29 protein-coding genes are annotated in these 26,766 nt (G+C 65.1%); 8 read left to right on the top strand and 21 right to left on the bottom strand.

The window, feature by feature from the left end; all coding sequences use genetic code 11:
* The first annotated feature begins 11 nt into the window (after positions 1-11).
* A complete protein-coding gene (locus tag HAPAU_RS06270; RefSeq protein ID WP_066380775.1) occupies positions 12-1,715 on the top strand; it encodes an aldehyde ferredoxin oxidoreductase C-terminal domain-containing protein in 1,704 nt (567 codons plus the stop codon).
* A 26-nt stretch (positions 1,716-1,741) separates the two neighbouring features.
* Here the strand turns inward: HAPAU_RS06270 and HAPAU_RS06265 are convergent, their stop codons facing one another.
* Both HAPAU_RS06265 and HAPAU_RS06260 read right to left on the bottom strand, forming a co-directional pair.
* Positions 1,742-2,017 (bottom strand): MoaD/ThiS family protein, encoded by a 276-nt coding sequence (locus tag HAPAU_RS06265; RefSeq protein WP_066380773.1) that lies wholly within the window; start codon positions 2,015-2,017, stop codon positions 1,742-1,744.
* Between the two features lie 40 nt (positions 2,018-2,057).
* Entirely contained in the window at positions 2,058-4,241 is a 2,184-nt protein-coding gene (locus HAPAU_RS06260) for a CDC48 family AAA ATPase (RefSeq protein WP_066380769.1), read from the bottom strand.
* 261 nt (positions 4,242-4,502) lie between these two features.
* Here HAPAU_RS06260 and HAPAU_RS06255 point away from each other — a divergent pair, with 261 nt between their 5' ends.
* From HAPAU_RS06255 to HAPAU_RS06245, 3 genes are all read left to right on the top strand, one after another.
* A complete protein-coding gene (locus HAPAU_RS06255) occupies positions 4,503-5,408 on the top strand; it encodes a hypothetical protein (protein ID WP_066380767.1) in 906 nt (301 codons plus the stop codon).
* A gap of 16 nt (positions 5,409-5,424) precedes the next feature.
* Positions 5,425-7,131 carry a pyrroloquinoline quinone-dependent dehydrogenase gene (locus tag HAPAU_RS06250; protein WP_066380766.1) on the top strand — a complete coding sequence of 569 codons (1,707 nt, stop codon included), beginning with the start codon at positions 5,425-5,427 and terminating at the stop codon, positions 7,129-7,131.
* Positions 7,132-7,294: 163 nt separating this feature from the next.
* Positions 7,295-7,777, top strand: coding sequence for a hypothetical protein (locus HAPAU_RS06245; RefSeq protein WP_157078428.1), 483 nt, complete (start codon positions 7,295-7,297; stop codon positions 7,775-7,777).
* A 61-nt stretch (positions 7,778-7,838) separates the two neighbouring features.
* Here the strand turns inward: HAPAU_RS06245 and HAPAU_RS06240 are convergent, their stop codons facing one another.
* Positions 7,839-8,585, bottom strand: a complete 747-nt coding sequence (locus tag HAPAU_RS06240; RefSeq protein WP_066380762.1) for a class I SAM-dependent methyltransferase — start codon at positions 8,583-8,585, stop codon at positions 7,839-7,841.
* A 10-nt stretch (positions 8,586-8,595) separates the two neighbouring features.
* Positions 8,596-8,904, bottom strand: a complete 309-nt coding sequence (locus HAPAU_RS06235) for an amphi-Trp domain-containing protein (RefSeq protein WP_066380761.1) — start codon at positions 8,902-8,904, stop codon at positions 8,596-8,598.
* A 96-nt stretch (positions 8,905-9,000) separates the two neighbouring features.
* Here HAPAU_RS06235 and HAPAU_RS06230 point away from each other — a divergent pair, with 96 nt between their 5' ends.
* Both HAPAU_RS06230 and HAPAU_RS06225 read left to right on the top strand, forming a co-directional pair.
* Entirely contained in the window at positions 9,001-9,291 is a 291-nt protein-coding gene (locus HAPAU_RS06230; protein ID WP_066380760.1) for an ArsR/SmtB family transcription factor, read from the top strand.
* A 50-nt stretch (positions 9,292-9,341) separates the two neighbouring features.
* Positions 9,342-9,782, top strand: a complete 441-nt coding sequence (locus HAPAU_RS06225; protein ID WP_066380759.1) for a hypothetical protein — start codon at positions 9,342-9,344, stop codon at positions 9,780-9,782.
* Position 9,783: 1 nt separating this feature from the next.
* On the opposite strand, the gene fer is transcribed toward HAPAU_RS06225, so the two are convergent.
* A complete protein-coding gene (gene fer / locus HAPAU_RS06220) occupies positions 9,784-10,209 on the bottom strand; it encodes a ferredoxin Fer (RefSeq protein ID WP_066381920.1) in 426 nt (141 codons plus the stop codon).
* Positions 10,210-10,416: 207 nt separating this feature from the next.
* Positions 10,417-11,232: a hypothetical protein gene (locus HAPAU_RS06215; protein ID WP_245634039.1), complete on the bottom strand. Its 816-nt coding sequence runs from the start codon at positions 11,230-11,232 to the stop codon at positions 10,417-10,419.
* A gap of 265 nt (positions 11,233-11,497) precedes the next feature.
* Between HAPAU_RS06215 and HAPAU_RS06210 the strand changes: the two genes are divergently transcribed.
* Positions 11,498-13,441 (top strand): aldehyde ferredoxin oxidoreductase family protein, encoded by a 1,944-nt coding sequence (locus HAPAU_RS06210; RefSeq protein ID WP_066380757.1) that lies wholly within the window; start codon positions 11,498-11,500, stop codon positions 13,439-13,441.
* A 50-nt stretch (positions 13,442-13,491) separates the two neighbouring features.
* Positions 13,492-14,784: a glycoside hydrolase family 68 protein gene (locus tag HAPAU_RS06205; protein WP_066380755.1), complete on the top strand. Its 1,293-nt coding sequence runs from the start codon at positions 13,492-13,494 to the stop codon at positions 14,782-14,784.
* Here HAPAU_RS06205 and HAPAU_RS06200 read toward each other — a convergent pair.
* The 15 genes from HAPAU_RS06200 to HAPAU_RS06135 all read right to left on the bottom strand — a co-directional run bounded on the left by HAPAU_RS06200 (position 14,778) and on the right by HAPAU_RS06135 (position 26,761).
* Positions 14,778-16,919, bottom strand: a complete 2,142-nt coding sequence (locus tag HAPAU_RS06200) for a glycoside hydrolase family 32 protein (protein WP_066380753.1) — start codon at positions 16,917-16,919, stop codon at positions 14,778-14,780. The genes HAPAU_RS06205 and HAPAU_RS06200 overlap by 7 nt on opposite strands.
* A gap of 45 nt (positions 16,920-16,964) precedes the next feature.
* Entirely contained in the window at positions 16,965-18,764 is a 1,800-nt protein-coding gene (locus HAPAU_RS06195) for a DEAD/DEAH box helicase (RefSeq protein ID WP_066380751.1), read from the bottom strand.
* A gap of 34 nt (positions 18,765-18,798) precedes the next feature.
* Positions 18,799-19,158 carry a hypothetical protein gene (locus HAPAU_RS06190; protein WP_066380749.1) on the bottom strand — a complete coding sequence of 120 codons (360 nt, stop codon included), beginning with the start codon at positions 19,156-19,158 and terminating at the stop codon, positions 18,799-18,801.
* Entirely contained in the window at positions 19,155-19,409 is a 255-nt protein-coding gene (locus HAPAU_RS06185; RefSeq protein ID WP_066380747.1) for a hypothetical protein, read from the bottom strand. The genes HAPAU_RS06190 and HAPAU_RS06185 overlap by 4 nt, the downstream gene beginning before the upstream one ends.
* Positions 19,406-19,693, bottom strand: coding sequence for a ubiquitin-like small modifier protein 1 (locus HAPAU_RS06180; RefSeq protein ID WP_066380745.1), 288 nt, complete (start codon positions 19,691-19,693; stop codon positions 19,406-19,408). Before HAPAU_RS06180 ends, HAPAU_RS06185 begins: the two co-directional genes overlap by 4 nt.
* A 66-nt stretch (positions 19,694-19,759) precedes the next feature.
* Entirely contained in the window at positions 19,760-20,197 is a 438-nt protein-coding gene (locus HAPAU_RS06175; RefSeq protein ID WP_066380743.1) for a hypothetical protein, read from the bottom strand.
* The gene (locus tag HAPAU_RS06170; RefSeq protein ID WP_066380741.1) at positions 20,194-20,577 is read right to left on the bottom strand and encodes a hypothetical protein; all 384 of its coding nucleotides are present in this window, start codon (positions 20,575-20,577) and stop codon (positions 20,194-20,196) included. The genes HAPAU_RS06175 and HAPAU_RS06170 overlap by 4 nt, the downstream gene beginning before the upstream one ends.
* 76 nt (positions 20,578-20,653) lie before the next feature.
* Complete coding sequence (locus tag HAPAU_RS06165) at positions 20,654-20,836, bottom strand: hypothetical protein (protein WP_066380735.1); 183 nt, start codon at positions 20,834-20,836, stop codon at positions 20,654-20,656.
* A gap of 28 nt (positions 20,837-20,864) precedes the next feature.
* Entirely contained in the window at positions 20,865-21,119 is a 255-nt protein-coding gene (locus HAPAU_RS06160) for a hypothetical protein (RefSeq protein WP_157078426.1), read from the bottom strand.
* A 115-nt stretch (positions 21,120-21,234) separates the two neighbouring features.
* Complete coding sequence (gene arcS / locus HAPAU_RS06155; protein ID WP_066380731.1) at positions 21,235-22,983, bottom strand: archaeosine synthase subunit alpha; 1,749 nt, start codon at positions 22,981-22,983, stop codon at positions 21,235-21,237.
* A gap of 69 nt (positions 22,984-23,052) precedes the next feature.
* Entirely contained in the window at positions 23,053-23,244 is a 192-nt protein-coding gene (locus HAPAU_RS22200) for a hypothetical protein (RefSeq protein WP_245634038.1), read from the bottom strand.
* A gap of 533 nt (positions 23,245-23,777) precedes the next feature.
* Positions 23,778-24,053 (bottom strand): hypothetical protein, encoded by a 276-nt coding sequence (locus HAPAU_RS20855; RefSeq protein WP_157078425.1) that lies wholly within the window; start codon positions 24,051-24,053, stop codon positions 23,778-23,780.
* Positions 24,054-24,173: 120 nt separating this feature from the next.
* On the bottom strand, positions 24,174-25,631 hold the full coding sequence (gene tgtA / locus HAPAU_RS06145; RefSeq protein ID WP_066380727.1) for a tRNA guanosine(15) transglycosylase TgtA: 1,458 nt from the start codon (positions 25,629-25,631) through the stop codon (positions 24,174-24,176).
* Positions 25,632-25,670: 39 nt separating this feature from the next.
* Complete coding sequence (locus HAPAU_RS06140; RefSeq protein WP_066380725.1) at positions 25,671-26,225, bottom strand: class I SAM-dependent methyltransferase; 555 nt, start codon at positions 26,223-26,225, stop codon at positions 25,671-25,673.
* The gene (locus HAPAU_RS06135) at positions 26,222-26,761 is read right to left on the bottom strand and encodes an NUDIX hydrolase (protein ID WP_066380723.1); all 540 of its coding nucleotides are present in this window, start codon (positions 26,759-26,761) and stop codon (positions 26,222-26,224) included. The genes HAPAU_RS06140 and HAPAU_RS06135 overlap by 4 nt, the downstream gene beginning before the upstream one ends.
* Between the last annotated feature and the right edge of the window lie 5 nt (positions 26,762-26,766).

Genomic DNA, 26,766 nt, shown 5'->3' with positions numbered 1-26,766 from the left:
CTCGCCACATCATGCTTCACGCAACCGGGCCCCTTCTGACGATCGATGTCGCGGAACGCACCACCAAGACGAGCGACATCGACGACCTCCTCGCGGAGTTCATCGGCGGGCGCGCGGTCGCGACCGCACTCGCCCACGAGCGGATCCCCTTCGACGCCGACCCCTTCGGGGCCGAGAACCGCGCGTACCTCTCGACCGGCCCGCTCCAGACCGGCCGGATGAGTTTTACGGGACGAACGAACATGACCGGGCTCTCGCCGCTGACCGACGGACTGGTCTCGACCAACGCCGGAGGGTATCTCTCGCGGAACTTCGCCGCCACCGGAGTTTCGGTCGTCGAGGTCGTCGGCCGCTCGGAGGAACTCCTCGCGATCCACGTCACCGACAACGGAGTGACCTTCGAGGAGGTCTCGGAACTGGCGGGTGCGACGGTCCCCGAGACCTCGGTATATATGGCCGAACACCACGAGTTGGGCCCCGAAAACTGCATCGCGATCGGCCCCGCGGGCGAGAACCTCGTTCGGTTCGCGAGCGTGATGACGTTCGACTCGCGGGCGTTCGGGCGGGGCGGGCTGGGCGCGGTGCTGGGGTCGAAGGGGATCAAGTGCGTCACGTTCGCGGGCGATTCGACCCCCGAAATCGAGGTCACAGACGTTCAGAAGGAAGTCCACCGCGAGGCCGCGACCAGCGACGACCTGATGCGCCGGCAGGGTACCACCGGGAGTACGGAGTTCATCAACGACAACTTCGCGCTGCCCACGAGATACTTCCAGGAGTACGAGTTCGAGGGTATCGAGGGGATCGGCGGCGACGCCGTCGAGGAGAAGAAGTACGAGAAGGGTGCCTGTTCGCAGTGTGCCTACGCCTGTAAGCTACCCACGAGGGACGAGGAGGCGGGGATCGAGACGGAGGGCCCGGAGTTCGAGACTGTCTTCTCCTTTGGCTCGTGTCAGGGCGTCGGCGACGTCGTCGACGTGATGAAGGCAAACGAGCTGTGCGATACGCTCGGGATGGACACCATCTCGGCGGGCGTGACGGTCGCCGCGTATCTCAAAAGCGAGGACGCCTTCGGCGACGCCGAGCTCGCACGCGAGGTCACGGAGAGGATCGCCTATCGGGAGGAGGGCGACGAACTCGCGGACCTGCTGGCGGAAGGGGTCGACCGCGCACACGAGGAGCTCGGCGTCGAGAACTACACGGTCAAGGGCATGGAGTTCGCGGCCCACGACGGGCGTGTGCTCCACGGCCAGGGGCTCTCGTATGCCGTCGCGAACCGCGGCGCGGATCACATGTACGGCGGGATGCTCTCGCTCGAGTACAGCGGCGACCTCGATCCCGAGGGGACACTCGGGAAGGCCGAGCGGCTCGTCCACGAGGAGAACAGGAGGGTAGTACGGGATTCGGGGATCGTCTGTGCCTTCGCGAGCGGCTACGTCACCCGCGACCGACTCGAAACCCTTCTGGAGACCGACTACGACCACCTGCTCGCTATCGGGGCGCGCGTCGTCGCCCGCGAACGCCACTTCAACAATCAACGGGGGAAGGACGCCGGCGACGACCGCCTGCCCTACGCCGAGGAGGTTCCCGATCTGGAGAGGGCGATCGGGGAGTACTACGAGGTGCGCGGCTGGAACTCCGATGGAACTGTCCCATCGGACGCGCTCGATTCGGTCCCTGCGAGCGCGATCGGCGCGAGCGTCGTCGCCGACGACTGATCCCTACGTCCCGACCGATCGTCCATTCACCCGCCGTAGACCGACGGCGTCAGCCGAATCACGTCACCCTCGTCCAGCCCAGTTGCGATGCCGTCGAGATGTCTAACGTCCCGTTTCCCCTTCGTGACGACCGTCGAACCGGCGATTCCCTCACCGTCGACCAGTCGCCCGTCGAGGGCGGGATACGCTGCCGAAAGCTCGTCGAGTAGTTCGCCGACGGTCCGGGCGTCGGTCTCTCTGAGCACCCGCCTCTCGCCGATGTCCTCGCGGAAGGGGCCGTAAAAGCGACACTCGATCTGCATGGGTCGTCGTACGTGGTCCGTCGGGTTATACCACCCACCCTCACCCGAGGAACTCCCCGAACCGGCCGGGCCCCTCGTCCGCGCTCGGATCGACCGCCGAGAGGGCGTCCTCGAAGCCCGCGCGGGTCAGGACGATCGACTCGACGTCCCCGCCGTCGTGGACGTACTCCCGGACGGCGGCGGTCGCGGCCTCCCGACAGACCGCCTCGATATCGGCCCCGACGTAGCCTTCGGTTTCGCTTGCGAGCCAATCGAGGTCGACGCCCTCGGCCAGCGGTTTTCCGCGCGTGTGGACCGCGAAGATCTCCCTCCTCGCCTCCTCGTCGGGCTCGGCGACGTGGATATGTCGGTCGAGCCGTCCCGAGCGAAGCAGGGCGTCGTCGATCAGTTCGGGACGATTGGTGGTCGCGATCACGACCACGTTTTCGAGCTCTTCGAGCCCATCGAGTTCGGTCAGCAGTTGGGAGACCACGCGCTCGCCGACGTTCGAGCCGCCGGGCCCGCCGCCGCGTTCGGCGGCCAGCGCGTCGAGTTCGTCGAAGAAGACCACAGTCGGCGCGTTCTCCCTCGCTTTCGCGAAGATCTCCCTGACCCCGCGCTCGCTCTCGCCGACGTACTTATCGAGCAGCTCGGGACCCTTGATCGAGATGAAGTTCGAGTCGGCCTCGTTCGCGACCGCTTTGGCGAGCAGGGTTTTACCGGTGCCCGGCGGACCATAGAGGAGGACGCCCGTCGCGGGCGTGAGCCGGACCCGCTCGAAGGCCTCGGGGTAGGAAAGCGGCCACTGGACAGTCTCCTGTAGCCGGGCTTTCGTTTCGTTCAACCCGCCGACGTCGTCCCAGCTCACGTCGGGGAGTTCGACGAACACCTCCCGCAGCGCCGAGGGCTCGATCCCCCGAAGCGCCCGCCGGATGTCCGCGTCCGTGATCCGCAGCGAATCGAGGACGCCGGGGTCGAGCGACGTCGAATCGAGGTCGAGTTCGGGACGGACCCGCCGCAGGGCGGCCATAGCGCTCTCGCGGATCAGGTTCTCGATGTCGCCGCCGACGAAGCCGTGCGTGCTCTCGGCGTACGCCCCGAGGTCGACGTCCTCGGCCAGTGCCACTCCTCGCGTGTGGATCGAGAAGACCTCCTCGCGACCCGCCCGGTCGGGGACGCCGATCTCGATCTCCCTATCGAAGCGCCCGGGCCGTCTGAGCGCGGGGTCGACCTCGGCGAGGCTGTTGGTCGTCCCGATGACGACGACGCGCTCTCGGGTACCGAGCCCGTCGAGCAACGAGACCAGCCGGGCGACCTCGCGGCGCTCGGCCTCGCCACGGTCGTGGTTCGGGGTGATCGCATCGAGTTCGTCGATGAAGAGTATCGCCGGGGCGTTCTCCTCCGCCTCCTCGAACACCTCACGGAGCCGTCCTTCGGTCTCGTCGGGATGGTTCGCGAGGAGTTCCGAGGCCGAGAGCGTCCGGACGTAACCCTCGGTTTCGGTCGCGATGGCTCGTCCGAGCAGTGTTTTGCCGGTGCCGGGCGGGCCATGAAGGAGGACGCCACGGGGTGGGTCGATCCCGAGGGCATCGAACAGTTCGGGGTGTCTGAGCGGGAGTTCGGTCATCTCGCGCAGCTGCGTGATCTCGCCGTCGAGCCCGCCCACGTCGTCGTAGGTGATCGCGTCGGGGTCGCGACCGCCACCGCTCGTCATCGAGAGGTCGCTCGCGGGCGTGTCCGAGATCGTGATCCGGGTCCACTCCTCGACGAGGACGGATCCGGCGGGGTCGGTCGAGACCACCCTCATGGGGACGTACTCGTTCGATCCCGCCGCAGAGGTGCCTTGCAGGGTGGCGACGACCGTCTGGCCGCTCGTGAGGACGCGGTCGACGAGCGCCCGACGGGTCCGAACGTTGGGGTGTTCCTCGAGCGGGAGGTCCTCCGGCAGCGCGACCGTCACCCGGTCGGCCGGGCGGACCGTCACCTCCTCGACGGTCACCGAGTCGCCGGTCGAGACGCCGACCGCCCGTCGAAGGTCCTCGTCGAGCCGGATCGCACCCTCGGGCGTGTCGTTGAAACTCGGGCGGACTTTCGCGACCGCTCTGCTCCCGTTCTCGCCCTCGATGGCGACGTAATCGCCACGCTCGAGGCCGAATTCTTCGAGGGTCGTGCTCGCGATCATCGCCAAGCGCTCCCCGACCGCACGTTTCTCCATCGGCTTGACGAGCAAGGTCATCGTTCCCATGGGTCGTAGATCGTCACACGACGGGTAGTCGCGTCCGCTATATGAACCCACGGGCCCGTCCTACCCTCAACCGAGGCGATCGGAACGACGAGTAAGCGAGGCGTCAAGCGAATCGTATGGTCTCAGTAGCCCTCTCGGACGCCGATTGTCCGCCGAACGGAGCCCCCGTCCACCGGGAATATTCCCTGATTTCGTCATCACGTCCGCCGAGTGAATAACACCAAGAACTATGATGGACCCCTCCATAGGTTGCGGTGGTCCATGGCAAAAGTAAACAGGCCGCAAGTATCGGTCGAGGACCACGAGCGATTGGCGCGGAAACTCGGGGTCAGTTCGGCGGGCGAGGAACTGACGGTCGAGGAACTGCGCAGGGTGATCGATACGAGCGACGACGAGGAGTTCGCCTCGATGGGCGAGGCCGTTCGCGACGAACTGCGCGGCGAGCTCGACGACGACCTCATCGAACGGGAGCTGTCGGAGCTGGCGACCCAGCTCCAGCGGCTACCGGAGGTCCGGGAGGCCGGGATCCCCGACGGGGAGACCGAGCCCGAAACCCTGTATCGAGAACTCGTCGCGCCGGGATGGCGGATCTACGACCATCTCGTCGAGACGGGATTCTTCGAGAGCGTCGAGGCCGCCCTCCCACGATTCACCCCGGAACACATCGAGCGGACGGCCCACGGGCTGATCCGCTCGGAACCGCTCGCGGCGGCCCTCGAGGAGTGTGGGTTCGACGAGCGAGAACGAACCGTTCTGGTGATGAACGTGGTGAACAACAACAACCGCCTCGCACGGTGGACGCCCACGAAGGACATCCCCGACGAGGTCGAGTTCAACGTCGAGGACGTCCCGCCGCTCCAACAGCGCGCGATGGGCGGTTCGTTGCTCTGGGTGAAGAACCTCGACATCCACCTCTGGCAGAAGAAGTTCCTCATCACCGACGAGATCCTCGATGACGGCTACTGGGACGTCAAGGCGATGCTCGGGGGGCTGTACGTCATGGCGACGGCCGCCCATGCGATCGCGACGGACGGGTCGCTTTCGGACGAGCAGTTGGCAGCGGCGCTCTCTGCGAGCACCGCGATCATGATCACCAATCAGGAGGAGATCGTCAAGGACATGTTCTGGATCACCGAGGAGATGCGAAAACCGAGTACATTGCGATAACACATAACACATAACAATGTCAATAGACGAAGACAGGGCCGTCAAGGCCGCACAGGACACGGTTGTACGGGAGACGGACAACGGCTATCGGGTGCTCGGCGCACCGGAGAAATCCGTCACCCACCAACACGACATCGATCGCATTCCCGAGAAAGACGTCACGCAGGAGATGCTCAGCGAGAGCGGGCAGAACCCCGAGGCGTGGCTCGTCTACGGCGGGAACTACGAACAGCACCGCCATACGACCTGCGAGATCATCACGCCCGAGAACGTCGGCGAACTCGAACTCGAATACGAGATGTCGGTCGGGTCGGGATCGAGCATGGAGGGGACCCCCCTGATCGTGCCGGGCGACCCGCCGATCATGTACCAGTCGAACGGGCCAAACCACATCAAGGCCATCGACCCACGCGAGGGCGAGGTCCTCTGGAGTTACACATACGCGGTGCCAAACGACGTGGTACTGTGTTGTGACGACAACAACCGCGGGCCGGCCGTCTACGAGGACAAGGTGTTCATGACCACCCTCGACTCGGGGGTCGTCGCGCTGGATCGCTACTCCGGCGAGGAACAGTGGTACCACAGCACCGCCGACCACGAGCGGGGCTACTCCGCGACGTGGGCCCCACAGGTCTACGAGGGCACCCTCTTTACGGGGAGTGCCGGCGGCGAGTACGGGGTTCGCGGGTTCCACACCGCCATCGACACCGAGACCGGCGACGAGGTCTGGAACACGTTGCTCTCGCCCGAAACCGAATGGGTCGGCGATAGCATCAACCAGTCCGGGACGACCAACTGGATGGGCGCGACCGTCGACGAACAGCGTGGCAAACTCTACCTCCCGATGGGCAACCCCGGGCCGGACTTCGACGGCTCGGTCCGGCCGGGGCCGAACCGCAACAGTATCGGGACGATGTGTCTCGACATGGAGACGGGCGAACATGAGTGGTTCCACCAGGAATCCGCCCACGACGTCTGGGACTACGACTCGGCGATGCCCCGGATCGTCATCCGGGACGTCGAGATCCGCGGGAAGGAACGCGACGTCACCGTCTCGGTGGGTAAAACCGGCTGGCTCTACACGACGGACGCCGAGACCGGCGAGTTGCTGGTCCGCAGCGAGCCGCTGTGCCAGCAGCTCAACATGTTCCGGATGATCCCCCACATCGACGAGGGGCGCCGTGTGCCCTTTATGCCCGGCGGCATGGGCGGCAACGACTGGCAGCCCGGCACCTACAACCCCGAACTCGGCATCTCGTATCACAAGCTCCACAACTCCTTCCAGGAGGCGTGGTGGCGCTTCGAGGAGTTCGAGGCCGGCAAGAAGTACTGGGGCGGTATCCTCGAGGACGAGACCGAGGCCGAACCCGAGGGCTACAACGGTCACATCAGCGTGATCACCGCCGTCAAACCCCTGACCGGCGAGGTCGTCTGGCAGGACTGGATCGACAGCGACGTCTACCTCTGGGGCGGCACGATGTCGACCAAGACCGGACTCATGTTCGCCGGCAACCAGAACGGCGAGATGGTCGGCTACGACGGCGAATCGGGCGAGCGCCTCTGGGAGTACGACGCCGGCGACGCGCCGATTTCGGGCGACCCGATGAGCTGGTACGATCCGGGCACCGAAAAGCAGTACGTCGCGATCCAGGTCGGCGGCAGCGGCTGGCTCCGCCGTGGCAAGCGCGACGACCGGCTGCTCGTCTTCTCGATGGAGGAGTAAGTCAACACCGCGAATCGGATTTTTTCGAGGCGAAACCGGCACCATCGACCGGTTTGCGATCCGTGTATCGATCGAGAGGACGTGGCGCGTCCCGTTCACCGTTCGCCGAAGACCGCGTACTATCCCGGATAGATATATATTCGTACAAATATAACGTTTCAACATGTCCTCGCTCGTGAGAGTACGGCGAACTCTGCTCGGGCGTGACGTTGCGGTCGCTTATGCAGTCATCATGGCACTCTATCTCGTGAGAACCGTCGGGTTTCAACCGCTACAGATTCCGGCCTACCTCCTGATCGTCGCATACGACGTCGTCGAGGTCGTCCTCCCGTTCCTGACACCCTACTATCCTCTCGGATTCCTCCTCTTTCTCTACTTGCTAGCGATCGCCGGGGCGGGAGCTGCCCGCCGATTCCAGTCGAGGGACGGATCGACCGTGAGCCGGACGGTCGGTGGTGTCTGTCTAATCGTCGGAACGGTCTCGCTTCTGTTCGGCGCGTCCATCGGTGGCCCGCTCGTTACCCCTAACGACAATCCGACGCCGTTGGTCATCACCGCTACAACGGGGGGCCTCTTTGTGGTCACCGGCTGGTGGTTACTCGGTCGTCCACTGCGAGGAGGGAGGCTGTCACGGCGTGGCAGCTGACGGAGTGAGCTGCCGTCTCTACCACTCCATCAGTATCGAGCGCCGCCCGACCAGTACCGTGTCACTCGATAGGCGCGGCGACGAGCACGATGTACGGCTCGCCGCCGCGCGTTCGCTCGACCCGTCTCACCGTTTCTACCGCAAAGCCAGCCTCGGCGACCCGCTCGCGCCAGTACGTCTCGGGATCGCTTCCGGTCCCCTCGGGGACGATCGGCAGTTCGAGAACTCCTACAGTTCCGTCGGGCGCACAGACCCGGTGGATCTCCTCTAACGCGCACCCGTGATCCTCGGCGGGCAGGTCGTGCAGGACGCGACAGGCAGTCACGACTTCTTGCGAGCGCGACGCCAGCGGAAGCCGGGCGGCGTCACCTCTGACGGGCGTGACGTCGATTCCAGCCTCGCGGGCGTTTCGCCGCGCGAGCAGCGGGGCGTTGCCGAGGATCACCCGACTGTCGAAGACGTCGAGGCCCACAACTGAAGCGTCCTCGGACAGGTGGGGTGCGAGCCCGACGAGCGACCGGCCCGTGCCACAGCCGATATCGAGGACGCGGGCCGCCTCCCCGAGCGGGAGTTCGTCGGCGAGCGCGTCGTACTTGTAACGTTCGAGCGCCCACGGCGGGGGTCGGAGCAGTTTCGATCCCGCCCGGCCGGCCCGCAAGAGCGCCGGAAGGGAAAGCGCCGCGACGAGGAGGCGAACGCCTCGAGAGGGGGTTGCCCGTCGGAGCAGGGCGAACGCGAGAAGCGAACAGCAACCGACGAGTACCGAGCGGAGGCGGCTTCGCCAGTGGTACAGGCCGAAGTAGTACATTCGAGACGAGTCACTCGACGCTGAGGCCGCTCCCCTCGCCGCCGCGGGCCTCGGAGAACTCCACCTCGATCTCGAGTTCGCCCTCGCGTTTCTTCGAGAACTCGACTTCGACCTCGATGGGTTCGCGGTACTCGAAGGGGATCTCCCAGTCGCTCCCCGAGACGGTGATGGAGGTGTCGCTCTCGATGGCGTCGGCGAGGTTATGGAGGAACGCCGCGGTTTCGCCGCCCGAGAGGCGGATCTCGCGCTCGAAAAACCCGCTGGTGATCGTCTTTCGTCCGTGGTCGCTTTCGTCCGGGAACTCGATGTCGTTACCCATGTGGATAGCTACCGTTCTACCCACTTAACTCCGGGCGCTCGGAACCAGGAGATGGAAGTAGCAACGACTATGGGGAAACCTCACAAACGAGGAGGCGTGTCATTGATCGACGCGCTGGGGAGTACGCCGCGGTTGAAGATCATCCGCGAACTCTCCCACGGGCCGCGGTACGTCTCCGAACTCACGGAGGCCGTCGGGATGGACGGGAAGACGGCCGCCCACCACCTCTCGACGCTCGAAGACGCCGAGATCGTCGAGCACTATCGCCGCGGTAATCGCAAGTACTACCGCCTCGTTCGGAAGATCGAACTCCGGATCGCCCCGCCCCCCGAACGGACGTTCATCCTGCAGGCGACCGAGCTACAGGACGCCCCCGCACAGGACTGACCGACCCGTCGGGCCAAAAGTATATGGTAAATCGTGCTGATTGTGCGCATATGTCTACGGGTGACGGTGTCACGGTCGAGGCGAACGACGGGGAGAAAACGACGGTCGACTACCAGATCGAGGAACTGATCGAGCGACGCACGCAGGCGCTGGCCGAGGAAATCGAGGAACTCGAAAGCGAACTGGAGGACCTCGACAACTTCGCGCGGATCAGTCTGGCCGAGCGGCGGGTCAAAGGCAACGAAGCGAACCTCGCTGAGTTCTCGAACTCGCTGACAGGGTTCGCCGAACGGACATTCTCCAAATTGAACACGATCGAGAGCCGCCTCGACACACAGACGCTGTTGCTCGCGGCGGTCGTCGAGGCGCTCGCCGATGCGGACGACGTCGAGATCGATCTCTCGGAGGTCGAAAAATACGGCGAGGAGCAGCTGGTGGTGAGCGCCTCGCCCGAAGAGCGCCTCAAGGAAGCGATCGACGAGGCGAGTTAGGTCAGACCTCCCGAACGCCGACGATGTTCTCCTGAAGGTAGTCGTGGTGCATGGCGTTGTAGACGATCTTGACCTCGTCGCTCTTCGGGATCGACTGACAGCTCAGGTAGATGTTTCGCTCCTCGACCTCCTCGTCGGTGAGTATCAGGTCCATGTCCATCTTCACGTCGCCCTCGTAGAGGATCATCGTACAGTACGCACACGAGGCCGCGCGGCACTCGAAGGGCCATTTCTGGTCGGCGTCCTCCGCGCCGTCGAGGATGTAGCGTGTCCCGCGGATCTCGAAGGAGCCGTGGTCCTTCTCGCTCAGGTCGGCGGCGGCGGCCTTCTCGAAGAGGTCCTCGTCGTCGATGTCCCAGCCGTGTTCGGGGATCGCTTGGTAGTTCAGATACTCGACCTCGTAGACGGGGAGGTCCTCGGGGTCCATGTCGGCTTCGGCGTCGCGGCCGACTTTGATGTTCGGAAGGCTGCTTGACATACACGGACGATAGTGATACACGTACTTAACTGGCATGCCAGCAGATACCACGAGACGAGCGTTGAACGAGGGCACACCGCTCGGAGAGTGACGGGGAAGCTCGAAACCGGTGTGTGGCGCGATGGCAGTCGCGCTACATTCCGTTCCCGGTAGTCGTCACAGGAGGGGGACGAGTTCGTCGTCCTCGGCGGTCGGGACGGATAGTTCGGCGAGCAGCGAGCCACAGTCCGCACACTCGGACCAGACGACGGTGTAGGCCCGCTGGCAGCACGGGTCGAGGCGCTCGTCGTCGCGCTCCACGGAGCCACCACACTCGGGACACGTTTCGACCAGAAGCCGGAGTCGCTCGAAGAGGTCTCGGCGGCTGTCGCTATCGAGTGCCTCCCAGTCCTCGAAGCGCTCGCGAAATACCGCCGCGGCCGCGACGTCGGCGACGAGCGCGGCCCGCGAGTCCCAGCGAACGAGCTGGTTGCCCTCGACGGAGTACGCCCGGTCACCGCGTTTCGCGGCGGATCCGACGCCGAGGGTGCGCTCGACCGCCCGCTCGTCGAAGTCGTCGTCACGAACCCGATCCATCTCTGCGAACCAGCGCGAGCGAAACCCGTCCGCAAGCGAGGGCTCGCCCTCTCGTGTGAGGAGCCCGGCCGTTTCGAGGGTTGTCCACAGCGCCTCGTTTTCGAGGTCGCCCAGCGTCTCGGGGACGGGCTCCTTGCCGAACAGCCGGAGCACCACGGCTGGAAGGTACCGCTTCGTGAGTTCGGGCGTCCCGGGAACGAGATACCCACGGAGGTAGATGGCGAGGGAACTACCGACGAGTATGAGCGCGCCCGCCGGCGGCGAGAGGACCGTAACGGGTATCGCGAGCGCCACGGCGAGCAGGACGTTCACGATCGTACACGGGGTACAGCGGTTCTCGCCGGTGTATTCGGGCTGGCGGACAGTGGCAGTAATTTCGGTTACGTTCACTCTCATATCTTCCGCTCGTCTCGGATCGCCGCGATGCGCCGTCCTCCGACGGCAGACTGGCAGCTCCATGCGGCTGCGTTTGCTACTACGACACACATACAGAGAGCCACGGATTCACGAATCGTAAAGCTGCCGCCAGCCGATCGGCACTGGAAGATTCACGCGATAGAGGCCATAACAACGGCGAAATAGAGCGAGTAACCGATATCAGTTACACTCTGGTGAGAAGAACTAACACGTCTCGGAGCCAAAGTAACGATCGTAGATTACCATGACAGACTTAGGCGGATTCCAAGACCACGTCGCGCGAGTCGACCTCTCCTCGGGCGATGTGAACTACGAGAGCATCGACGACGAGGACGCGAAGAAGTACATCGGTGCGCGCGGACTGGGCGTCAAGTACGTCTTCGACAACGGCCCGGACGTCGACCCGATGAGCGAGGAAAACCTCATCGCGTTCATGAACGGCCCGCTGACGGGCACCCAGACAGTGATGAGCGGTCGGATCGCCGTCTGTACGAAATCGCCGCTGACGGGCACCGTCACCGATTCGCATCACGGCGGCTGGTCGGGAGCGCGCCTCAAGTGGTCGGGCTTCGACGGACTGGTGTTCGAGGGTACCTCGGAGGACCCAGTGTACGCCGTTGTCGAGGACGGCGAACTCGAACTCCACGACGCCTCGGACCTCTGGGGCAAGGGCACCCACGAGACCCGCGAGATCTTAGAGGAGCGCCACGAGGGAGCCTACGGGAAGAACATGTCGTTCATGGGCATCGGGCAGGGCGGCGAGAACGGCGTGAAGTACGCCTGCATCATGAACGAGGACGACCGTGCGAGCGGTCGGGGCGGCACCGGCTGCGTAATGGGCAACAAGAACCTGAAGGCCATCGTCATCAAGTCCGGGACGAAGATGCCCAAGCCGGCCGACCAGGAGACGTTCATGGAGGGCCACCAGCAGGCGATGCAGCTCATCCAGGAATCGGACGTCACCGCGCCCAACGAGGGCGGCCTGTCGATGTACGGGACGAACGTCCTGATGAACATCACCGAGGAAATGGACGGCCACCCGACCAAGAACGGGCAGTACACCTCGGGCGTCTCCTATAACGAACACGAGGAGGACCGCCCACACGATCTGGACGCAGAGCGGATCAGCGGGGAGAACGTTCGGGAGAACATCCTCGTCGACGAACCGACCTGTCACTCCTGTCCCGTCGCCTGTAAGAAGGAGGTCGAGGTCCAGACGATGCACAAGGGCGAGGAGATGAACGTCCGCATGGAGTCCTTCGAGTACGAGTCGGCGTGGGCCTTGGGTACTAACTCCGCGAACGACGACCGCGACAAGATCGCCGTGATGATCGACCGGTGTAATGACGTGGGCGTCGATACCATCGAAGTCGGCAACATCATGGCGATGACGATGGAGCTGACCGAGCGCGGCAAGCTCGAGGACGTCGGCGACGGCGACGGGATCGACTGGGGCGACGAGGAAGAGATGATCGACATGATCACCCGGATCGCGAACCGCGAGGACGATCTCGCGGACCTGCTTGCGGAAGGCCAGCACGGCCTCGCAGAAGAGGTCGACGGTCACGACAGCAAGCTCTCGGTTAAGAACCAGTCGATCGCGGCCTACGACCCCCGCTGCATGAAGGGGATGGGCATCGGCTACGCCACCTCGAACCGCGGCGCGTGCCACCTACGCGGGTACACGCCCGCCGCGGAGATCCTCGGAATCCCGGAGAAGGTCGACCCCTACGAGTACGAGGGGAAAGGCGAACTCACCGCGACCTTCCAGGACCTCCACGCGATCTCGGACAGCTTCGACATCTGCAAGTTCAACGCCTTCGCGGAGGGCATCGAGGAGTACGTCCTCCAGTACAACGGGATGACCGGCCTCGACGTCAGCGAGGACGAACTCATGGAGGCCGGCGAGCGCGTCTACAACCTCGAACGGTACTACAACAACCTCGTCGGCTTCGACGGTGCGGACGACTCCCTTCCGGAGCGGTTCCTCGAAGAGGGCGGCAACCCCGGTCAGGGCGCAAGCGAGGGCGAGTACTGCGAACTCGACGAGATGAAGGAGGAGTACTACGAGCACCGCGGCTGGGTCGACGGCGTCGTCCCCGACGAGAAGCTCGACGACCTGGGCATCGATGTCGGCCCCGGAACGGGCGTCTCTGCGGGCGACTCGCCGGCCCCCGCCGACGACTGAACTCGCGCGGATAACACAACCGTTTTTTCGGAGATGTGTGGACTTCGAGTATGACTCCCGAGCACAGCGGACGCGCCACCTCGCGGTGGACCCGCGAACACGCCTCGACGATCGAGCGGACGGACGAGACGGTCGCGCCGATCATCTACCCGCCCCGCGAGGACGCCGCACCCGAGATCAACGGCTGGGACACCTGGTTTCTCAGGACCCGCGACGGTTCGATCGCCACCGTCGGCGGGTGGCGCGTGATATTTTCCCTTACTGCGCCCGCGGACCTCCTGCCCGGAAAGCGCCACGACGTCGCCGAGATCCGGTATTTCTACTCGAAGGACGGCGAGACGTGGCACGACGGCGGTCCCGTCTTCGAGGGCGGGGTCCGTGGCTCTCGGCAGTGGGCCGGCTCCGCGCTGCTCGACGACGGGGAGCTCTACGTCTACTACACCGCCTCGGGCCGGGCCGGCGAGGAGGAGCTTACCTACGAGCAGCGTCTCGCGGTCGGCTTCGGAGGGACCATCGCGATCGATGAGTCGGGACTTCGCATCGACGGCACCTTCGAGCACGAGATCCTGCTCGAACCCGACGGCGATCGCTACGAGCGCAAGGACCAGTATCGGGGCATGATCTACACTTTCCGGGACCCGTGGTTTTTCGAGGATCCCGCGGACGGAGAGACCTACCTCCTGTTCGAGGCGAACACCCCCGTCCCCGAGGGCGAGGGCGTTTGTGCGGAGCCGGTCTGGGAGGAGTTCAACGGCAGCGTCGGGATCGCACGCTCGCGAACGGGCGATCCGACCGACTGGGAACTCTGCGATCCGCTCTTGGAGGGAGTCTGTGTCAACCAGGAACTCGAACGCCCGCATGTCGTGGTCCATGACGGGCGGTACTACCTCTTTATTTCAAGCCACGACCACACGTTCGCACCTGGACTGGAGGGACCGGACGGCTTGTATGGATTCGTCGCCGACTCCCTCCGGGGAGAGTATCGCCCGCTCAACGGCTCGGGGCTGGTACTCACCAATCCAGAGAACGCGCCGTATCAGGCCTACTCGTGGCTCGCCTTTCCCCACCGCGAGGAATTGCTCGTCAGCGGCTTTTTCAACTACTACGACCTCGGAGGACTCACGCTCGACGACGTCGCGACCCTGCCGCCCGACGAACAGCGCGCGAAGTTCGGCGGGACGCTCGCGCCCACGGTCCGGGTGGCGCTTTCGGGCGATCGAACCCGGATCACGGGGACGCTCTCGCACGGACGGATCCCGCTCGAATCCGAGGAGCTACCCGCGTTTCCCGAAGAACGGCTGGCCCACCGCGAGGAGACCCGACGAGGTTACGGCGGCTACTGATCCGGTATCGGCCCGCGCTCGGTAGCGTTCCACGCCGACCCGAGCGTCCAGATCTCGAGTTCCTCGAAGCGCACCGATCCCTCGTGTGCGTAGACCGAGAGCCCGTCGCTGTCGGGTCGGGTGGGATACACCCGCGTCGAGAGGGTGCGACGCCCGTTGACGAACACCTCCAGAACGGAGCCGTCGAGAAAGACTCGAAGATCGAGCGGGCGTTCGAGGTCGTCGATCGGGAGTTCGCGGGGGTCGACCGACGACGACGCGAGGCTCGAGTCCTCACGGTGGACGACCAGCCGGTCGCCCTCTACCGCGATCCGCGTGCGCTCGACGCAGTCGGGCGATTCGAACACGCCGAAACCGGCCTCGCTCGCGTCGGCGTGGACTCTCGCCCGGAGTTCGATCGCCCGCCCGCGGACGTCGAGTTTCTGCGAACCGTTCTCGACGTCGAGGCCGACGTGGCGGGCGTGGGAGCGCCGGAGCGTCTCGAGTTCGGGGGCGGGACGCTGGCGTAGCTGGTCGTTTTCGACGGCGAGTTCCCGCGGGATCGAGAGGGTGCCCGACCAGCCGGCGTCCCACTGGGCGCGCTCGTCGCGGAGTTCGGGGATCCAGCCCCACAGCACGTAGCGCTCCTCGCCGAACAGCGACTGGGGGGCGTAGAGGTCGCCGTGATCGAGCAGTCCTCGCCGGTCGGCGTGGAACTCGCCGTCCCGGAACTCCCCGAGGAAGTAGAGTACGTCCTCGTAGTTCGAGACGTGAAGCAGGTCACGCTCGCCGAGTTCGAGCAGTTCGGGACACTCCCACATCCCGCCGGTCTCGCCGTCGCCGACCAGCAGCGGGCCGACGTACTCCCACTCGCGGAGGTCCGCGGAGGTGTAGTAGAACACCGCCCCGCCGACGTCCCGTAACCCGGAGCCGATCAGATGGTGCCACAGCCCGTCGGCGAACCAGATACAGTGGTCGCGGAACTCCGCCTCCCAGTGGTCCGAGCCGACGACACCCTCGGGCACCTGCTCGATCACCGGGTTGCTCGGGTCCTTGTTCCACCGCCGGAGGCCAGGATCGGCCGCGTCCGCCCGGCAGGGCAGTTGGACGGGGCCTCGCCCGCCAGTGTAGAAGACCGTCGCCGTACCGTCGTTCTCGACCGCACAGCCCGACCAGCAGCCGTCGCGGTCGGGACCGTCGGGCGAGGGGGTCAGCGCGACCGGTTCGTCCTCCCAGTGGACGAGGTCGTCACTCACCGCGTGGCCCCAGTGAATCGTCCCGTGCATCGGGCCCGCGGGGTTGTACTGGTAGAAGACGTGATAGCGGTCGTCCCACTCGATGATCCCGTTGGGGTCGTTGAGCCAGTTCGCCGGCGGCGTGAGGTGGTACTGCGGGCGCAGCGGGTCCGCCGCGAGGCGCTCGCGCATCGCCGTGAGTCCCGACACCGAGCGGGGATCGGAAACGCCGAGACGTGCACCTTCGGCCAGCCCCGAGAGGAGCGATCCGACGAACTGCGAGCGGTTGCTCGCACAGATACCGTCGGCGGGGCCGTCGAACGCGAGCGTGCTCCCCGCGCCCACCACCGACCCGTCCCCGACCGACCACGAGACGAGCGACAGCCCGTGAAATCGGTCCATGCCACCGTCGACCGTCGCCGCGAGTGCCTCCCCTCGTTCGGGGAGAACGCGCTCGTAGCGGGCGTATGGAACCTCCTGACCGGGCTCGCAGGTGTGGATCCGGAGGTCGTCGAAGGCCGCGAACGGCGGGTCGTCGGCGTAGATCGACTTCGCCAGATAACCAATCGGCTCCCCGCTCTCCTCGACTCCCGTCAGATCGGGGGCGACGGGGTCGATTTCGAGGGGGTCAACCGCCGAGAGCGCCCGCAGGCTGAGCAGGAGTCCACCGCCGCGTTCGAGATACGACCGCAGGGCCGGACCGGCGTCCGCCGTGGAAGCACCGAGGTCGTCGAGCGGCGCGGCGCGGTGCCACCAACAGACGTCGTAGCGGTCGAGATCGGCGGTGCCGGCGGCGATTTCGGGAATCGAAACCGTCTCGACGAACGGGGCGACGGCTCGACACCACTCCAGGGCGGCCCGCTGCTCGGCGGAGAGGTCGCCAGCGTGGAGGAATCCGACGGCCACTGCGGGATCGAACATCGACTCGTGGTTGCACGCTCGCGAGTAAAACGTGTGCGATACGGTTCAGGCGGTTTCGGCCTCGCGTTCAAGGACGTTCACGCCCTTGTTCTGGAGGTGTCTGAGCTGTCCGCGGACGAACTCCTCTTCCTCGGTGCCGCGGGTCGCGAGCATGTATACCTGCGCACCCCCCACCGGACGCATCGTCCGACCCACGCGCTGAGCACCCTGACGCCGGGAGCCGCCGAGTCCGCTCGCGACGATAGCGACGGTCGCCGCCGGCAGGTCGATCCCCTCGTCGCCCACTCGCGAGACCAGCAGGGTGTCGCGGGTGCCGTGGCGGAATTCCGAGAGCAGACGCTCGCGTTCCGCGTAGCGTGTCTCGCCGCTCAGGAAGGGGATATCGAGCGCCTCGGCGTACTCCTCGCCCTGTTCGAGCCAGTCGACGAAGAGCAACACCTGTTCGCCCTCGTGGGAATCGAGCAGGCGGCGGATCTCGTCGAGTTTCGCGGGGTTGGCGGCGGCGACCTGTCGGCGCTCGTGACCCAGCGCGCTGGCGTACTCCGATTCGGCGGCCTCGCTCGCCCACGGGACGTAGCGGATCTCGACGTCCGGTTCCATCACGTAGCCCGCCTCGAACAGCGCCGACCAGTCCGTACCGATGGGCGGGCCGATCAGCGTGAAGATCTCGACCTCGTCGTCGCTTTCCCTGACGGGCGTCGCTGACAGCCCGAGCCGGTGTTTCGACTGGAGGTCCGCGCTCTGTCGGAAGATCGGCGCGGGGATGTGGTGACATTCGTCGTAGACGATCAGTCCCCAGCGGCGTTCGTCGAACAGCCGTCTGTGGCGATCCATGCCCGCGGTCTGGTAGGTCGCGATCGTCACGGGTCGGATCTCCTTTCGACCTCCGTGATACTCGCCGATCTGGCTCGCCGAAAGCGAGGTCGATTCAAGCAGCGACTCGCGCCATTGGGCCGCGAGTTCGCGGGAGGGGACCAAAATGAGAGTCTCGCCGCCGACGGTGGCCATCGCACCTATGCCAGCGACCGTCTTGCCGCTACCGGGCGGCCCCACGAGGACGCCCGCCTTCCGCTCGACGAACCGGTCGACCCACTCGCGCTGGTAGTCCCGGAGTTCGAGCGCGAGGTCGATCTCGAGGTGGTCGCCCGTATCGAGGTCGCGGGCGTCCCGGACGGGGTAGCCCTCGTCGTAGAGGATTCGCTTGATCTCGCCCTCGCTGCCCTCGCGCACCCAGCTCTCGGTATCCGAGATGGGCGCGTGAAGCTGCTCCTCGCCGAGGGCCTGTCGGGCGACGTTGCCCATCAGGCTCTCGCTGTCGGCCTCGAGGACGGTGTACCCGTCCTCGTGGGTCCGAAGAACGAACTGCCGGGCGCGCTTCCACTGGCTCGTGATCCACTCCTCTAAATCCTCCAGGCGCTCGCCGGTCACCCGTCGGAGGGCGAGAAGCAGGTCAGCCAGATCGTCGTACGGTGCTCCCCAGACGTCCTCCTCGCGGATACGGTAGATGGAATCGCCCGATCCGTTCGAATCGACGAGGTAGGCGAACGTCGAGAGCCGAGCGCGCGTGAACTGCTCGGGATGCGAGACGACGAGTTCGCGGCGGTTCGGGAAGGTGACGACCCGTTCGCGCCCCGCCTGCTGGTCCCACTCCTTGGGGTACCAGATCACGGGATCGCGTTCGACGTCCCGCCGTCCCACCAGCCCGGCCTCGGCGAACTCCGTGAGCCGGCGGTCGGCCTTCTCCTGGGTACACTCGCGGGCGCGAGCGAACTCCTCGGCGGTGAGGACCGGCTGGCCGAGTTCCTGCATCGCATCGAAGAAATCGTCGAGCGTGTCGTCGGTCACTGACGGGCATAGGACACCGAGGACTAAACGGCTTTCAGTTCGCCCGCCCAATGACGGCCGCAGAACGCACCTCGAGCGCCGTCTCGAACTCCTCGCGTCGCCCCTCACGCTTTCCGAGACGTTTCAGTTGCTCCTCGTGGGTCCGCCGGATCGCGCGGTACTCGCGACGCTCCAGTCCGAGGTCCGAACCCACCGTTTCCCAGTGGTCAGCCGGAACGAAAAAACAGCAGGCGTCGTCGGTCTCGACGGCGAGCTCGTAGCGCCGCCGGTAGGCCTCGAGTTCGGGACCCAGTTTTTCCTGAGCCCGTTCGAGCAGTTCGGGCAACCGACTGCCGGGAACGCTCGCCTTCGCGGCAGCGAGCAACACCACCTGTCCGTCGATCGGGTGGCTCATCCGCCCGCACGCATCGCCTTCTGGGCGAAGTCCTCGATCAGCGGTTCGAGGACCTCCTCCTCTCCCTCGAAGACGACCGTCACCTCCGTCAACGACATGCTGGGACCGATCGAGACCTTCCGTGAGGAGAGGTCGGCCTCCCAGCCCTCGCCGACGACCCGGTCGTCACTCTCCTCCTCGCCCCCGAGGTTCGAGAGGTAGTGGCGGGCGAGTCGCTGGCTGATTCCCCGAAAGGAGCGTTCTACCCTCACGCGGACCCTCCGGCGACCGGCGGGAAGAGGCTCACCGTATCGCCCGCCTCGAGCGGTGTCTCGGGGCCCTGTGCGTGGGTCACGTCCCGACCGTTCTTCAGGATCGACAGCTGTGGCTGGATCTCGCCGTCGTCGTCGAGCAGTCGCCCCTCCAGCCCGTCGAACTCCGATTCGAGATCCGCGAGGACCGCTCCCACGGTGGCGCCCTCTTCGTACTCGCGTTCGATCGTCTTCTGGCCCATCGCCTCCCGGAACGTCGCAAAGGAGCGCAGCTCGAGGTTCATACCCGAAGCAGGGACGCCGAGGGTATAAATGCCGGCCGTCGGGCGGCGACGCCCCGTGCCGCGGGGCTATCCCCTGAGACGGACCCCGAGTTCGCCGCTGAGCGCACCGAAACACAGTGCGAGCAGTCCGAACGCGACGAACGCGGCCGTGGAGAGCGTCTCGTAGGCGAGGACGAGCGGGACCCGCGAGAGCGAACCGATCCCATAGGTCATCGACACCGAGACGGCGACCATCAGCCCCGCCGTACCGAGGACGACCGCGACGCCTTGGACCGCGCCGCTCGAGCTCGTGTGGGTCAGATAGCCCGCCACGAGGCCGCCACAGAACAGACAGAGCGCGGTAAACGAGAGGCGAAACCCGGCCGAGAGCGGCCCGGCGGTCGAGACGAAGACGGCGAAGACGCCGAAACAGAGCCCGGCGGCGACCGCCCCGCCGTCTATCGCTCGCGCCCTCCCGCCCTCGGTGCGGGGCCGTCGGGCGTAGGCCGGGTCCTCGTCGCTCATACCGCGTCGCTCAACCGGATGCCGTCGTCCACGAGCCGGGCGTGGCGCTCCTGATCGAGCGCGTCCGCCAGCTCCTCGTGGTCGTACAGTTGCTGGATCAGCGCGTACTGGAAGTCACACCACACCTCCGCGTAGATCGACGACTGGCCCCACGCCCGGAGTTCGGCGATGAGCCCGTCGTACTGCTCCCAGCGCTCCTCGATCCGATCGAGTACATCGGCGGCGGCGCTCGCGGCCTCGCTTTCCCCCTCGGCGATGGCCGCGTTGATGTAGCCCTCGTACTGGTCGATCTCGCGTCCCATTGCCATCAGCGTCTCGTCGCTGTCCTCGGGCAGGGTCTCGCCGAGTTCTCGGGGTACCGCCAGCGTAATCTCGTCCATGGAGGCGCATGGGACGCATGGGATAAAGACCTGTCCGACGGCGGTCAGTGACGACGCCGTCGATACCGGTGATCGCTCAATCCGTGTCGATCTCCGTGGTCGTCGCGTACTCCTCGTCCTGATAATCGCGTTCGATCGCGGTTATCGCCGACGGGAGCGACTCGAACTCGAGACGGACCTCGTAGTCGTCCGAACTGAGGCCGTCGGTACACACCTCGTCCTCGTCGCTCGTATCGACCCACGTCACGACGACGGTCACCGTATCGGAACCGTCGTCGGAAGTGATCTCATCGAGGATCGCCTCGTTGCACGACCCGGAGCGTCCCGGTTACCGTGGCGCTCTCTTCCTCGACGTTGACCTCGATCATAGGATCGTCCTGCGAACGTTCGTCGCTTCCGTCCGAGAACTCGAAGCCGACCTCAGTCACCGGTTCGGGCGTCTCGACCCCGTCAGAGGACCCGCCGTCGAACCGTCCCAAACACCCGCCGAGGGAGAGGGCTACTCCGACAAGAGACGCCTTACAGAGGTGACGGCGGTGCATGGTCGTTCCGTTCTTCGGCGGTCGCTATGTTTTTTTTTGGCCGTTTTCGTCCGATCGGCCCCGATAACGGGAACTAGAACGGATAGTCCACCACTGGACAGAGCACGGAGAAACGTTATTGCTCCTCGACGTGGCGGACGTCGACCGCCACCCCCCGAGTGCTCTCTGCCATCTCGCGGCCGAACATCTCCGCGCGTCCGACCGCAAAGGCCTTCGGACCCTCGACGACGACCTCGTCGCCCGTGCGAATGGTCTCGTCGGCCTCCAGGACGCCCGGTGCGAGGACGTTTCCGTGCGGGACGAACCCGTCGATCTCGACGCGCTTGGTGGGGACGTCGCTCTCGATCCACCGCCGGGCGCCCGCGAGCGTCAGCGCCAGCGTTCCGTACTGGGGTACCATCGCCGCCAGCTGCTCGCCCTCTTGGGTGTGTGCGCGGAACTTCGGGTACCGGCTCTGGATCGAGAGGTCATCGAAGAGTTCCTCGCCCGCACCCTCGCCGAACTGGTAGTCCGCGATCGCTTTCACCGTGTTGTGCTGGCGCTCTCGCTTGCCGTACTTGAGTTCGCCGTCGAGGGTCCGCATCAGGTTCGCGATCGAATCGGTGGTGGTTGGGTGGTCCTCGACGGTGTACTCGATTCCCGTGTCGATATGGGGCTCGACGCGCTCTGTGATCTCGCGGTAGTCCTCGGGCAGGTGGGCGATGATTCTCGGATACTCGTTCCGTTCGAGATACCGCCGCAGGACGCGGGCGACGAATGCGATCTCGGTTTCAGTCCACCTTCCCGTAACGGCGGTGTCGTAGTGCTGGGCGGGGTAGGTCGTCTCGAGTTCCTGGGGAACCACGCCGATCGGCGAGGTCATCGAGACCAGATGGGCCCGGTACTGGATCGCGTCGTGGAACTGGCCGTGGCTCTGGGACTCGCTGTAAGGTTTCGTGGCCGAACACGGCACCAGCACGAGCGGGTTGTCGAACCGGTTTCGGTATCTCGACGTGACCCGGTCGGCGAAGCGCTGGATCTCGACCCGTCGGAGGGTGTCGTCGGTCGTCGCGCTGATTTCACTGGTGCGGTAGATCGGAGTCCGTTCCTCCACGTAACTCCATTCGTCGTCGAACTCCCGGAAGAGAGCGGTCAGCCACGGTGCGTGGCGGGCCTGGCCCTCGACGTAATCGCGCAATCGCCCCGCGCGGATCCGTTCGCGCACGGTCGCGAGTTCGGCCCTGAGGGCGTTCTCGTTGTGTTCGACACAGTCCTCGCGGGTGAACTCCTCGATCGGGCGCTGACAGGCCGCACAGGCACACGGCAGTTCCTCCAGATCCGAGAGGAACTGCTCGTCCTCGCTCGTGAGATACTTGCCCTGGGTGCCCTTTACGACCGCACGATGCGAATCGAGCAGGTCGACGCCGATGTAGGCCAGCAGTGCGGCGTTTCGGGGCGTCGCGACGCCCGAGAGGTAGAGTGCGGTGTCGGCGGGGATCACCTCTCGAATCGCGACGATTTCGTCGCGGAGCGCGCTGGCGTGGCCGACGCTCCCCTGTGCGGTCGAGAGGACGTAGGCGTCGGTGTCGTGGTTCGTGGCGGTCGTGGGCGAGACAACCGCGGCGCTCGGGTACTCGACGTCGGGCTGTGAGACCGCGAAGGCCTCCTCAACCTCCTCGTCGGTGCCGCTCGGGAAGGCCCTGTGGGGAAGGACCGTCACGCGATCCTCGCGACCCTCGGGCAACTCACGGTCCTCCGACCAGAGGCTGCCCGCGTCCTCGACGTACTCGTCCGCGAGCGCCGGGGTAGTGAGGGGGTCGGCGAGACGCACCTCGCCGAGGCGGGCGACCCCGTCGCGCCCGTGAACCTCGAAGTATTCGGTCATACGGGTCATCGGAGAGTGTCGCGAAAGAGAGTATCGATAGGGAGTTTGGCCCCAGTCAAGCGAACCGAGTCAATCGAGAAGATACAGCACGCCGACCGAAACCGACAGTACTGCTGCGGTGACGAATGCGAAGAAGATACTGTCGCCGTTATCGAATACGGTGAAAAGCACCAGCATTAGTACGATGATCCCGGCTCCCGTGAGCTTCTGTGAAAGCATCCCCCGGTAGGTGTGTTCGACACCTGCGACAGAGAGAGCCATAGCGATACCGGCTATCGCCGGAAGGACATGAACGCTGGCCCCGGTCAAAAGCCATCCGTAGGCCGCCAAAACGGTAACGATAGTACAGAGAAAGATTACGCTCCGTTTCATTGGCTATAACACTTCGAAGTGCACGCCGGGAACACGTTTCAATGAAGGGACTTGCGATCGCCCTGCGCTGTATTGGCTAGTCACTCCGTGGCAGATGTTTTCGTAATTTAAATAGCCATGGTGACAGTCCCACGCTCCCCATGTTCCGGTACTACCGGACGGATTAATGTGGTCAAGAAAGAAGCGGCCGATTACGAAGCACCCGATGCCACCAGCCGCAGCACTAGCCATGCCGCCTTTGGCACCAAGAACCGCACAAATTCCTGCCTCAAGTGATCCTCCCGTGATGCTGTCCCACGTTTCGCCGAGTTCGATCGAGAGAGCTACGTAATAGTGATTTCGATAGAGGTGTCCGCCACAGGAACCAAATTGTCTCACCTGCACATCGGAGCGGGAAATAAGCTCATTGTGTCCCATCGTGCTTATGCCACACTTGAGACGGCTCTGACAGCACCCGTGTTTTTGTCTACTCGATAATATTCTGTTTCGTCGTCTTTCGTAACCGCAACGATGTGGTACTCATCGCCTTCGTCAACTACCTCGTGACTCATCTCTGAGTCATTGCCCGATCGTTCGGAGTCTGTTTGAGGAGAGGCTTTGCCTTTCTGTACGCCCAGTATAGGGAGGCTTCCTGCAGCACTAATTCCTATCGCAGCTGATTTTAATACAGATCGCCGATTTTGTTGTTTTTTCTTCATAACATACACTCCCTTAATGTATATATGTATCTTGTGGCCATCATTGGTAGAAATGGGATAATCGTATCTGTATGGTTTCTAAAACAGCCCTCAAACAGGGACCTACATGTCGTGAACTTGCTAGGAGATTAATATGCAGTTGGTATGTTCGGGCAGGGCCGCGAGCGCCACCTCGGGCCAGCCCGCGACGAGCGTGACCTCGCAGTCGGGGTTCGCCTCGGCCAGTCGAGCGACCCCGCGGGCGGCCAGAGCGTAGGCCTCGCCGTCGAGCCGGTCGGGGAGTTCGGCGTTCACGGGGTAGGTCTCGGAGAGTTCCGGAGGGACGGGGCCAAAGGGCGGGCGCACGGTCCAGACCTCATCGGCCTCGATCCCGTCGACGGAGCCGTCGGCGAGCAACAGCGAGTCCGGTACCGAAAGGCGTTCGAGCCGTCGGTGGTGACGGAGCACCTCGGGTCGGCGGGCGCTCTCGCCCGAGAGATAGAAGAACGTCGACTTCGAGGCGGGATCAGTGCGTTCGAGCTGTTCGGAATGAGCGAGCAGCGCCCGGTAGCCGTCGAGCATCGCGGGATGACCTCTCGCTCGCGTTTCGACGAGTTCGAGCAGGTTCCCCTCGCGGATCGCCGCCTTGATCCGTCGGATCTCCGCGAACGTGACGTACAGGTTGTGCTCCGAGAGCAGGCGCTCTCGCTCGTCGCTCGCCTCAACCCCCGCGGGGGTGTGTTCGGCACAGACGGGACAGGAACACGGGAAGTACTCGAGCTCCTCCAGGTGTTCGGTGCCCCGAACCGTGAGGTAGCGCCCGTCGCGCGCGTAGATAGCGTAGGCCGCCGAATCGAAGAGGTCACAGCCCGCCGCGACCGCCAGCGCGAACATCATGGGGTGGCCCGCGCCGAAGAGGTGGACCGGAGCCGCGGGCCCGAGCCCCCGTTTGGCGGCCATCACGACGTCGATCATCTCGCCGTAGCGATAGTCGTTCATCAGCGGGACGACCGCGCCGACCGGAAAGACGTCGAGACCAGTTTCGGCGGCGTGCTCGCCCGCCGACTCGCGCAGGTCGGTGTAGGTCGAGCCCTGAACGGGCGCCGAGACGAGCATTTTTCCTGAGCTGAACTCGGCGGCGGCGTCGAGACGCTCCTGTGTGGTTCCGAGCTCGATCTCGACCGCCTCCCGCTCGGTGTCGGGTGCCGTCGGGATGTCGACAGGCGTCGCGATGTCCGAGCCGATCTCCCGTTGAAAGTCGAGGATCTCCGCGCTGGTGACGTCGATCTCGCCGTATTCCGAGAGCTGGAACGAGCCCGAATCGGTCATGATCGCACCGGGGAAGTCAAGCAGGTCGTGCAGGCCCTTCTCGAGGGCGTCCTCGCGCAGATCGTCGCTACCGTGGAGGATGTAGGAGTTCGTGATGAGGATCTGTGCGCCGAATCGCTCCGCGAGCTCGCGGGGCGGGATCGTCTGGATGTGGGGGTTGACCACCGGCATGATGGTCGGCGTCTCGACGGTGACGCCCGCGCGAGGGACCGAAAGCCGGCCGATCCGCCCGGCGGCGTCCCAGTCGTGGGCCTCGAAGATGTCGTTCATTGGCCGGGGTTAGACGGAGTTCCGGGTAAGGGTTGCGAGTCAGTCCTTTCTGGCGACCAGCCGAATGTCCGTCGCGTCCTCCGTGATCTCCATCGGTTCCTCGTAGCGGACGACCCGCAGGTCGAGGGTGGCTCGCAGGAGGTCGTTCGGCCGGAATCGAAACGTGTGGGAGCCGTCGCCGGGCGGGTGGAGGCGATGTTCGTACAGCAAGACGCCCCCGGGCGCGAGCGCGCGCTTGAAACCGGGTAGCGCGTTCAGACTGTAGTAGTGGCTCACGACGATTACGTCGTACACCGCGGCTGGAAAGTCGTGGTCCTCGACGTCGCTTCGGACGAACTCGATGCGCTCCGAGAGACCACGGTCCTCCGCGCGCTCGCGGGCGATCCCCAGTCCCTCCTCGGAGACGTCGATCGCGTCGACCGCGTAGTCGTGTCCAGCGAGGAAGATCGCGTTGCGCCCGCCGCCGGTCGCGACGTCGAGCGCCCGACCCTCGGGGAGGTCGTCGATCCACTCCCGAAGCAGGTCCGAAGGCTCGGTCGGGGGCTCACGCTCGCGATACCGCTCGTTCCAGTGGGCGCGCTCGTCATCAGTCATGTCGAGAGCGCGTACTGGAGGACGCCCGTCACGGTCCGGCCGTCGCGGACCTCGCCGCTTTGCACGTCCGCGAGGAGCGCCTCCCAGTCAGTCGTCGCCACCCGGATCGATTCGTTGAAATCGAGTTCCTGCTGGCCGGTCGGCTCGCAGTCGTGGGCGACGAAGTAGTGGTGGACCGCATCGAGCAGGCCGTTTGCGGGCTCGACGCTGGCCAGGAACTCCATCTCGCCGGCCTCGTAGCCAGTCTCCTCGACGAGTTCGCGGCGGGCGGCCGTTTTCCTGTCTTCGCCGGGTTCCATGCTCCCCGCGGGAAGCCCCCGGTTGACCCGTTTGACCGCCTGGCGCCACTCCTCGATGAGCACGACCTCGCCCCCGGAGGTAAAGGGCAGGATCACCGCCGCCGGTGGCTCGCTTGCGTAATCGAAGTCCGTCTCGGTGCCGTCGGGCAGGCGGACCTCCTCGTGAATCACGTCGAAGCCGGGACACGAGTAGGCGACTGACTCGTCCAGCGTCTCCCACTCGAGGGGATCAGTCATATGAG

This window comes from Halalkalicoccus paucihalophilus (assembly GCF_001593955.1).
In the GTDB taxonomy this organism is placed as follows: Archaea; Halobacteriota; Halobacteria; order Halobacteriales; family Halalkalicoccaceae; genus Halalkalicoccus; species Halalkalicoccus paucihalophilus.
The sequence above is the reverse complement of the archived record's forward strand: the minus strand, read 5'-3'. Positions and strand labels throughout refer to the sequence as shown.

Coding starts and splice junctions, on each gene's coding strand:
- HAPAU_RS06210 (WP_066380757.1), top strand. CDS start 11,498: ATGACAGACTTAGGCGGATTCCAAGACCACGTCGCGCGAGTCGACCTC.
- HAPAU_RS06270 (WP_066380775.1), top strand. CDS start 12: ATGCTTCACGCAACCGGGCCCCTTCTGACGATCGATGTCGCGGAACGC.
- HAPAU_RS06250 (WP_066380766.1), top strand. CDS start 5,425: ATGTCAATAGACGAAGACAGGGCCGTCAAGGCCGCACAGGACACGGTT.
- fer (WP_066381920.1), bottom strand. CDS start 10,209: ATGGACCCCGAGGACCTCCCCGTCTACGAGGTCGAGTATCTGAACTAC.
- HAPAU_RS06200 (WP_066380753.1), bottom strand. CDS start 16,919: ATGTTCGATCCCGCAGTGGCCGTCGGATTCCTCCACGCTGGCGACCTC.
- HAPAU_RS06160 (WP_157078426.1), bottom strand. CDS start 21,119: ATGCACCGCCGTCACCTCTGTAAGGCGTCTCTTGTCGGAGTAGCCCTC.
- HAPAU_RS06135 (WP_066380723.1), bottom strand. CDS start 26,761: ATGACTGATCCCCTCGAGTGGGAGACGCTGGACGAGTCAGTCGCCTAC.
- HAPAU_RS06240 (WP_066380762.1), bottom strand. CDS start 8,585: ATGTACTACTTCGGCCTGTACCACTGGCGAAGCCGCCTCCGCTCGGTA.
- HAPAU_RS06265 (WP_066380773.1), bottom strand. CDS start 2,017: ATGCAGATCGAGTGTCGCTTTTACGGCCCCTTCCGCGAGGACATCGGC.
- HAPAU_RS06215 (WP_245634039.1), bottom strand. CDS start 11,232: ATGAGAGTGAACGTAACCGAAATTACTGCCACTGTCCGCCAGCCCGAA.
- tgtA (WP_066380727.1), bottom strand. CDS start 25,631: ATGAACGACATCTTCGAGGCCCACGACTGGGACGCCGCCGGGCGGATC.
- HAPAU_RS06260 (WP_066380769.1), bottom strand. CDS start 4,241: ATGGGAACGATGACCTTGCTCGTCAAGCCGATGGAGAAACGTGCGGTC.
- HAPAU_RS06170 (WP_066380741.1), bottom strand. CDS start 20,577: ATGGACGAGATTACGCTGGCGGTACCCCGAGAACTCGGCGAGACCCTG.
- HAPAU_RS22200 (WP_245634038.1), bottom strand. CDS start 23,244: ATGGCTCTCTCTGTCGCAGGTGTCGAACACACCTACCGGGGGATGCTT.
- HAPAU_RS20855 (WP_157078425.1), bottom strand. CDS start 24,053: ATGAAGAAAAAACAACAAAATCGGCGATCTGTATTAAAATCAGCTGCG.
- HAPAU_RS06245 (WP_157078428.1), top strand. CDS start 7,295: ATGTCCTCGCTCGTGAGAGTACGGCGAACTCTGCTCGGGCGTGACGTT.
- HAPAU_RS06140 (WP_066380725.1), bottom strand. CDS start 26,225: ATGACTGATGACGAGCGCGCCCACTGGAACGAGCGGTATCGCGAGCGT.
- HAPAU_RS06190 (WP_066380749.1), bottom strand. CDS start 19,158: ATGAGCCACCCGATCGACGGACAGGTGGTGTTGCTCGCTGCCGCGAAG.
- arcS (WP_066380731.1), bottom strand. CDS start 22,983: ATGACCGAATACTTCGAGGTTCACGGGCGCGACGGGGTCGCCCGCCTC.
- HAPAU_RS06175 (WP_066380743.1), bottom strand. CDS start 20,197: ATGAGCGACGAGGACCCGGCCTACGCCCGACGGCCCCGCACCGAGGGC.
- HAPAU_RS06205 (WP_066380755.1), top strand. CDS start 13,492: ATGACTCCCGAGCACAGCGGACGCGCCACCTCGCGGTGGACCCGCGAA.
- HAPAU_RS06225 (WP_066380759.1), top strand. CDS start 9,342: ATGTCTACGGGTGACGGTGTCACGGTCGAGGCGAACGACGGGGAGAAA.
- HAPAU_RS06235 (WP_066380761.1), bottom strand. CDS start 8,904: ATGGGTAACGACATCGAGTTCCCGGACGAAAGCGACCACGGACGAAAG.
- HAPAU_RS06255 (WP_066380767.1), top strand. CDS start 4,503: ATGGCAAAAGTAAACAGGCCGCAAGTATCGGTCGAGGACCACGAGCGA.
- HAPAU_RS06180 (WP_066380745.1), bottom strand. CDS start 19,693: ATGAACCTCGAGCTGCGCTCCTTTGCGACGTTCCGGGAGGCGATGGGC.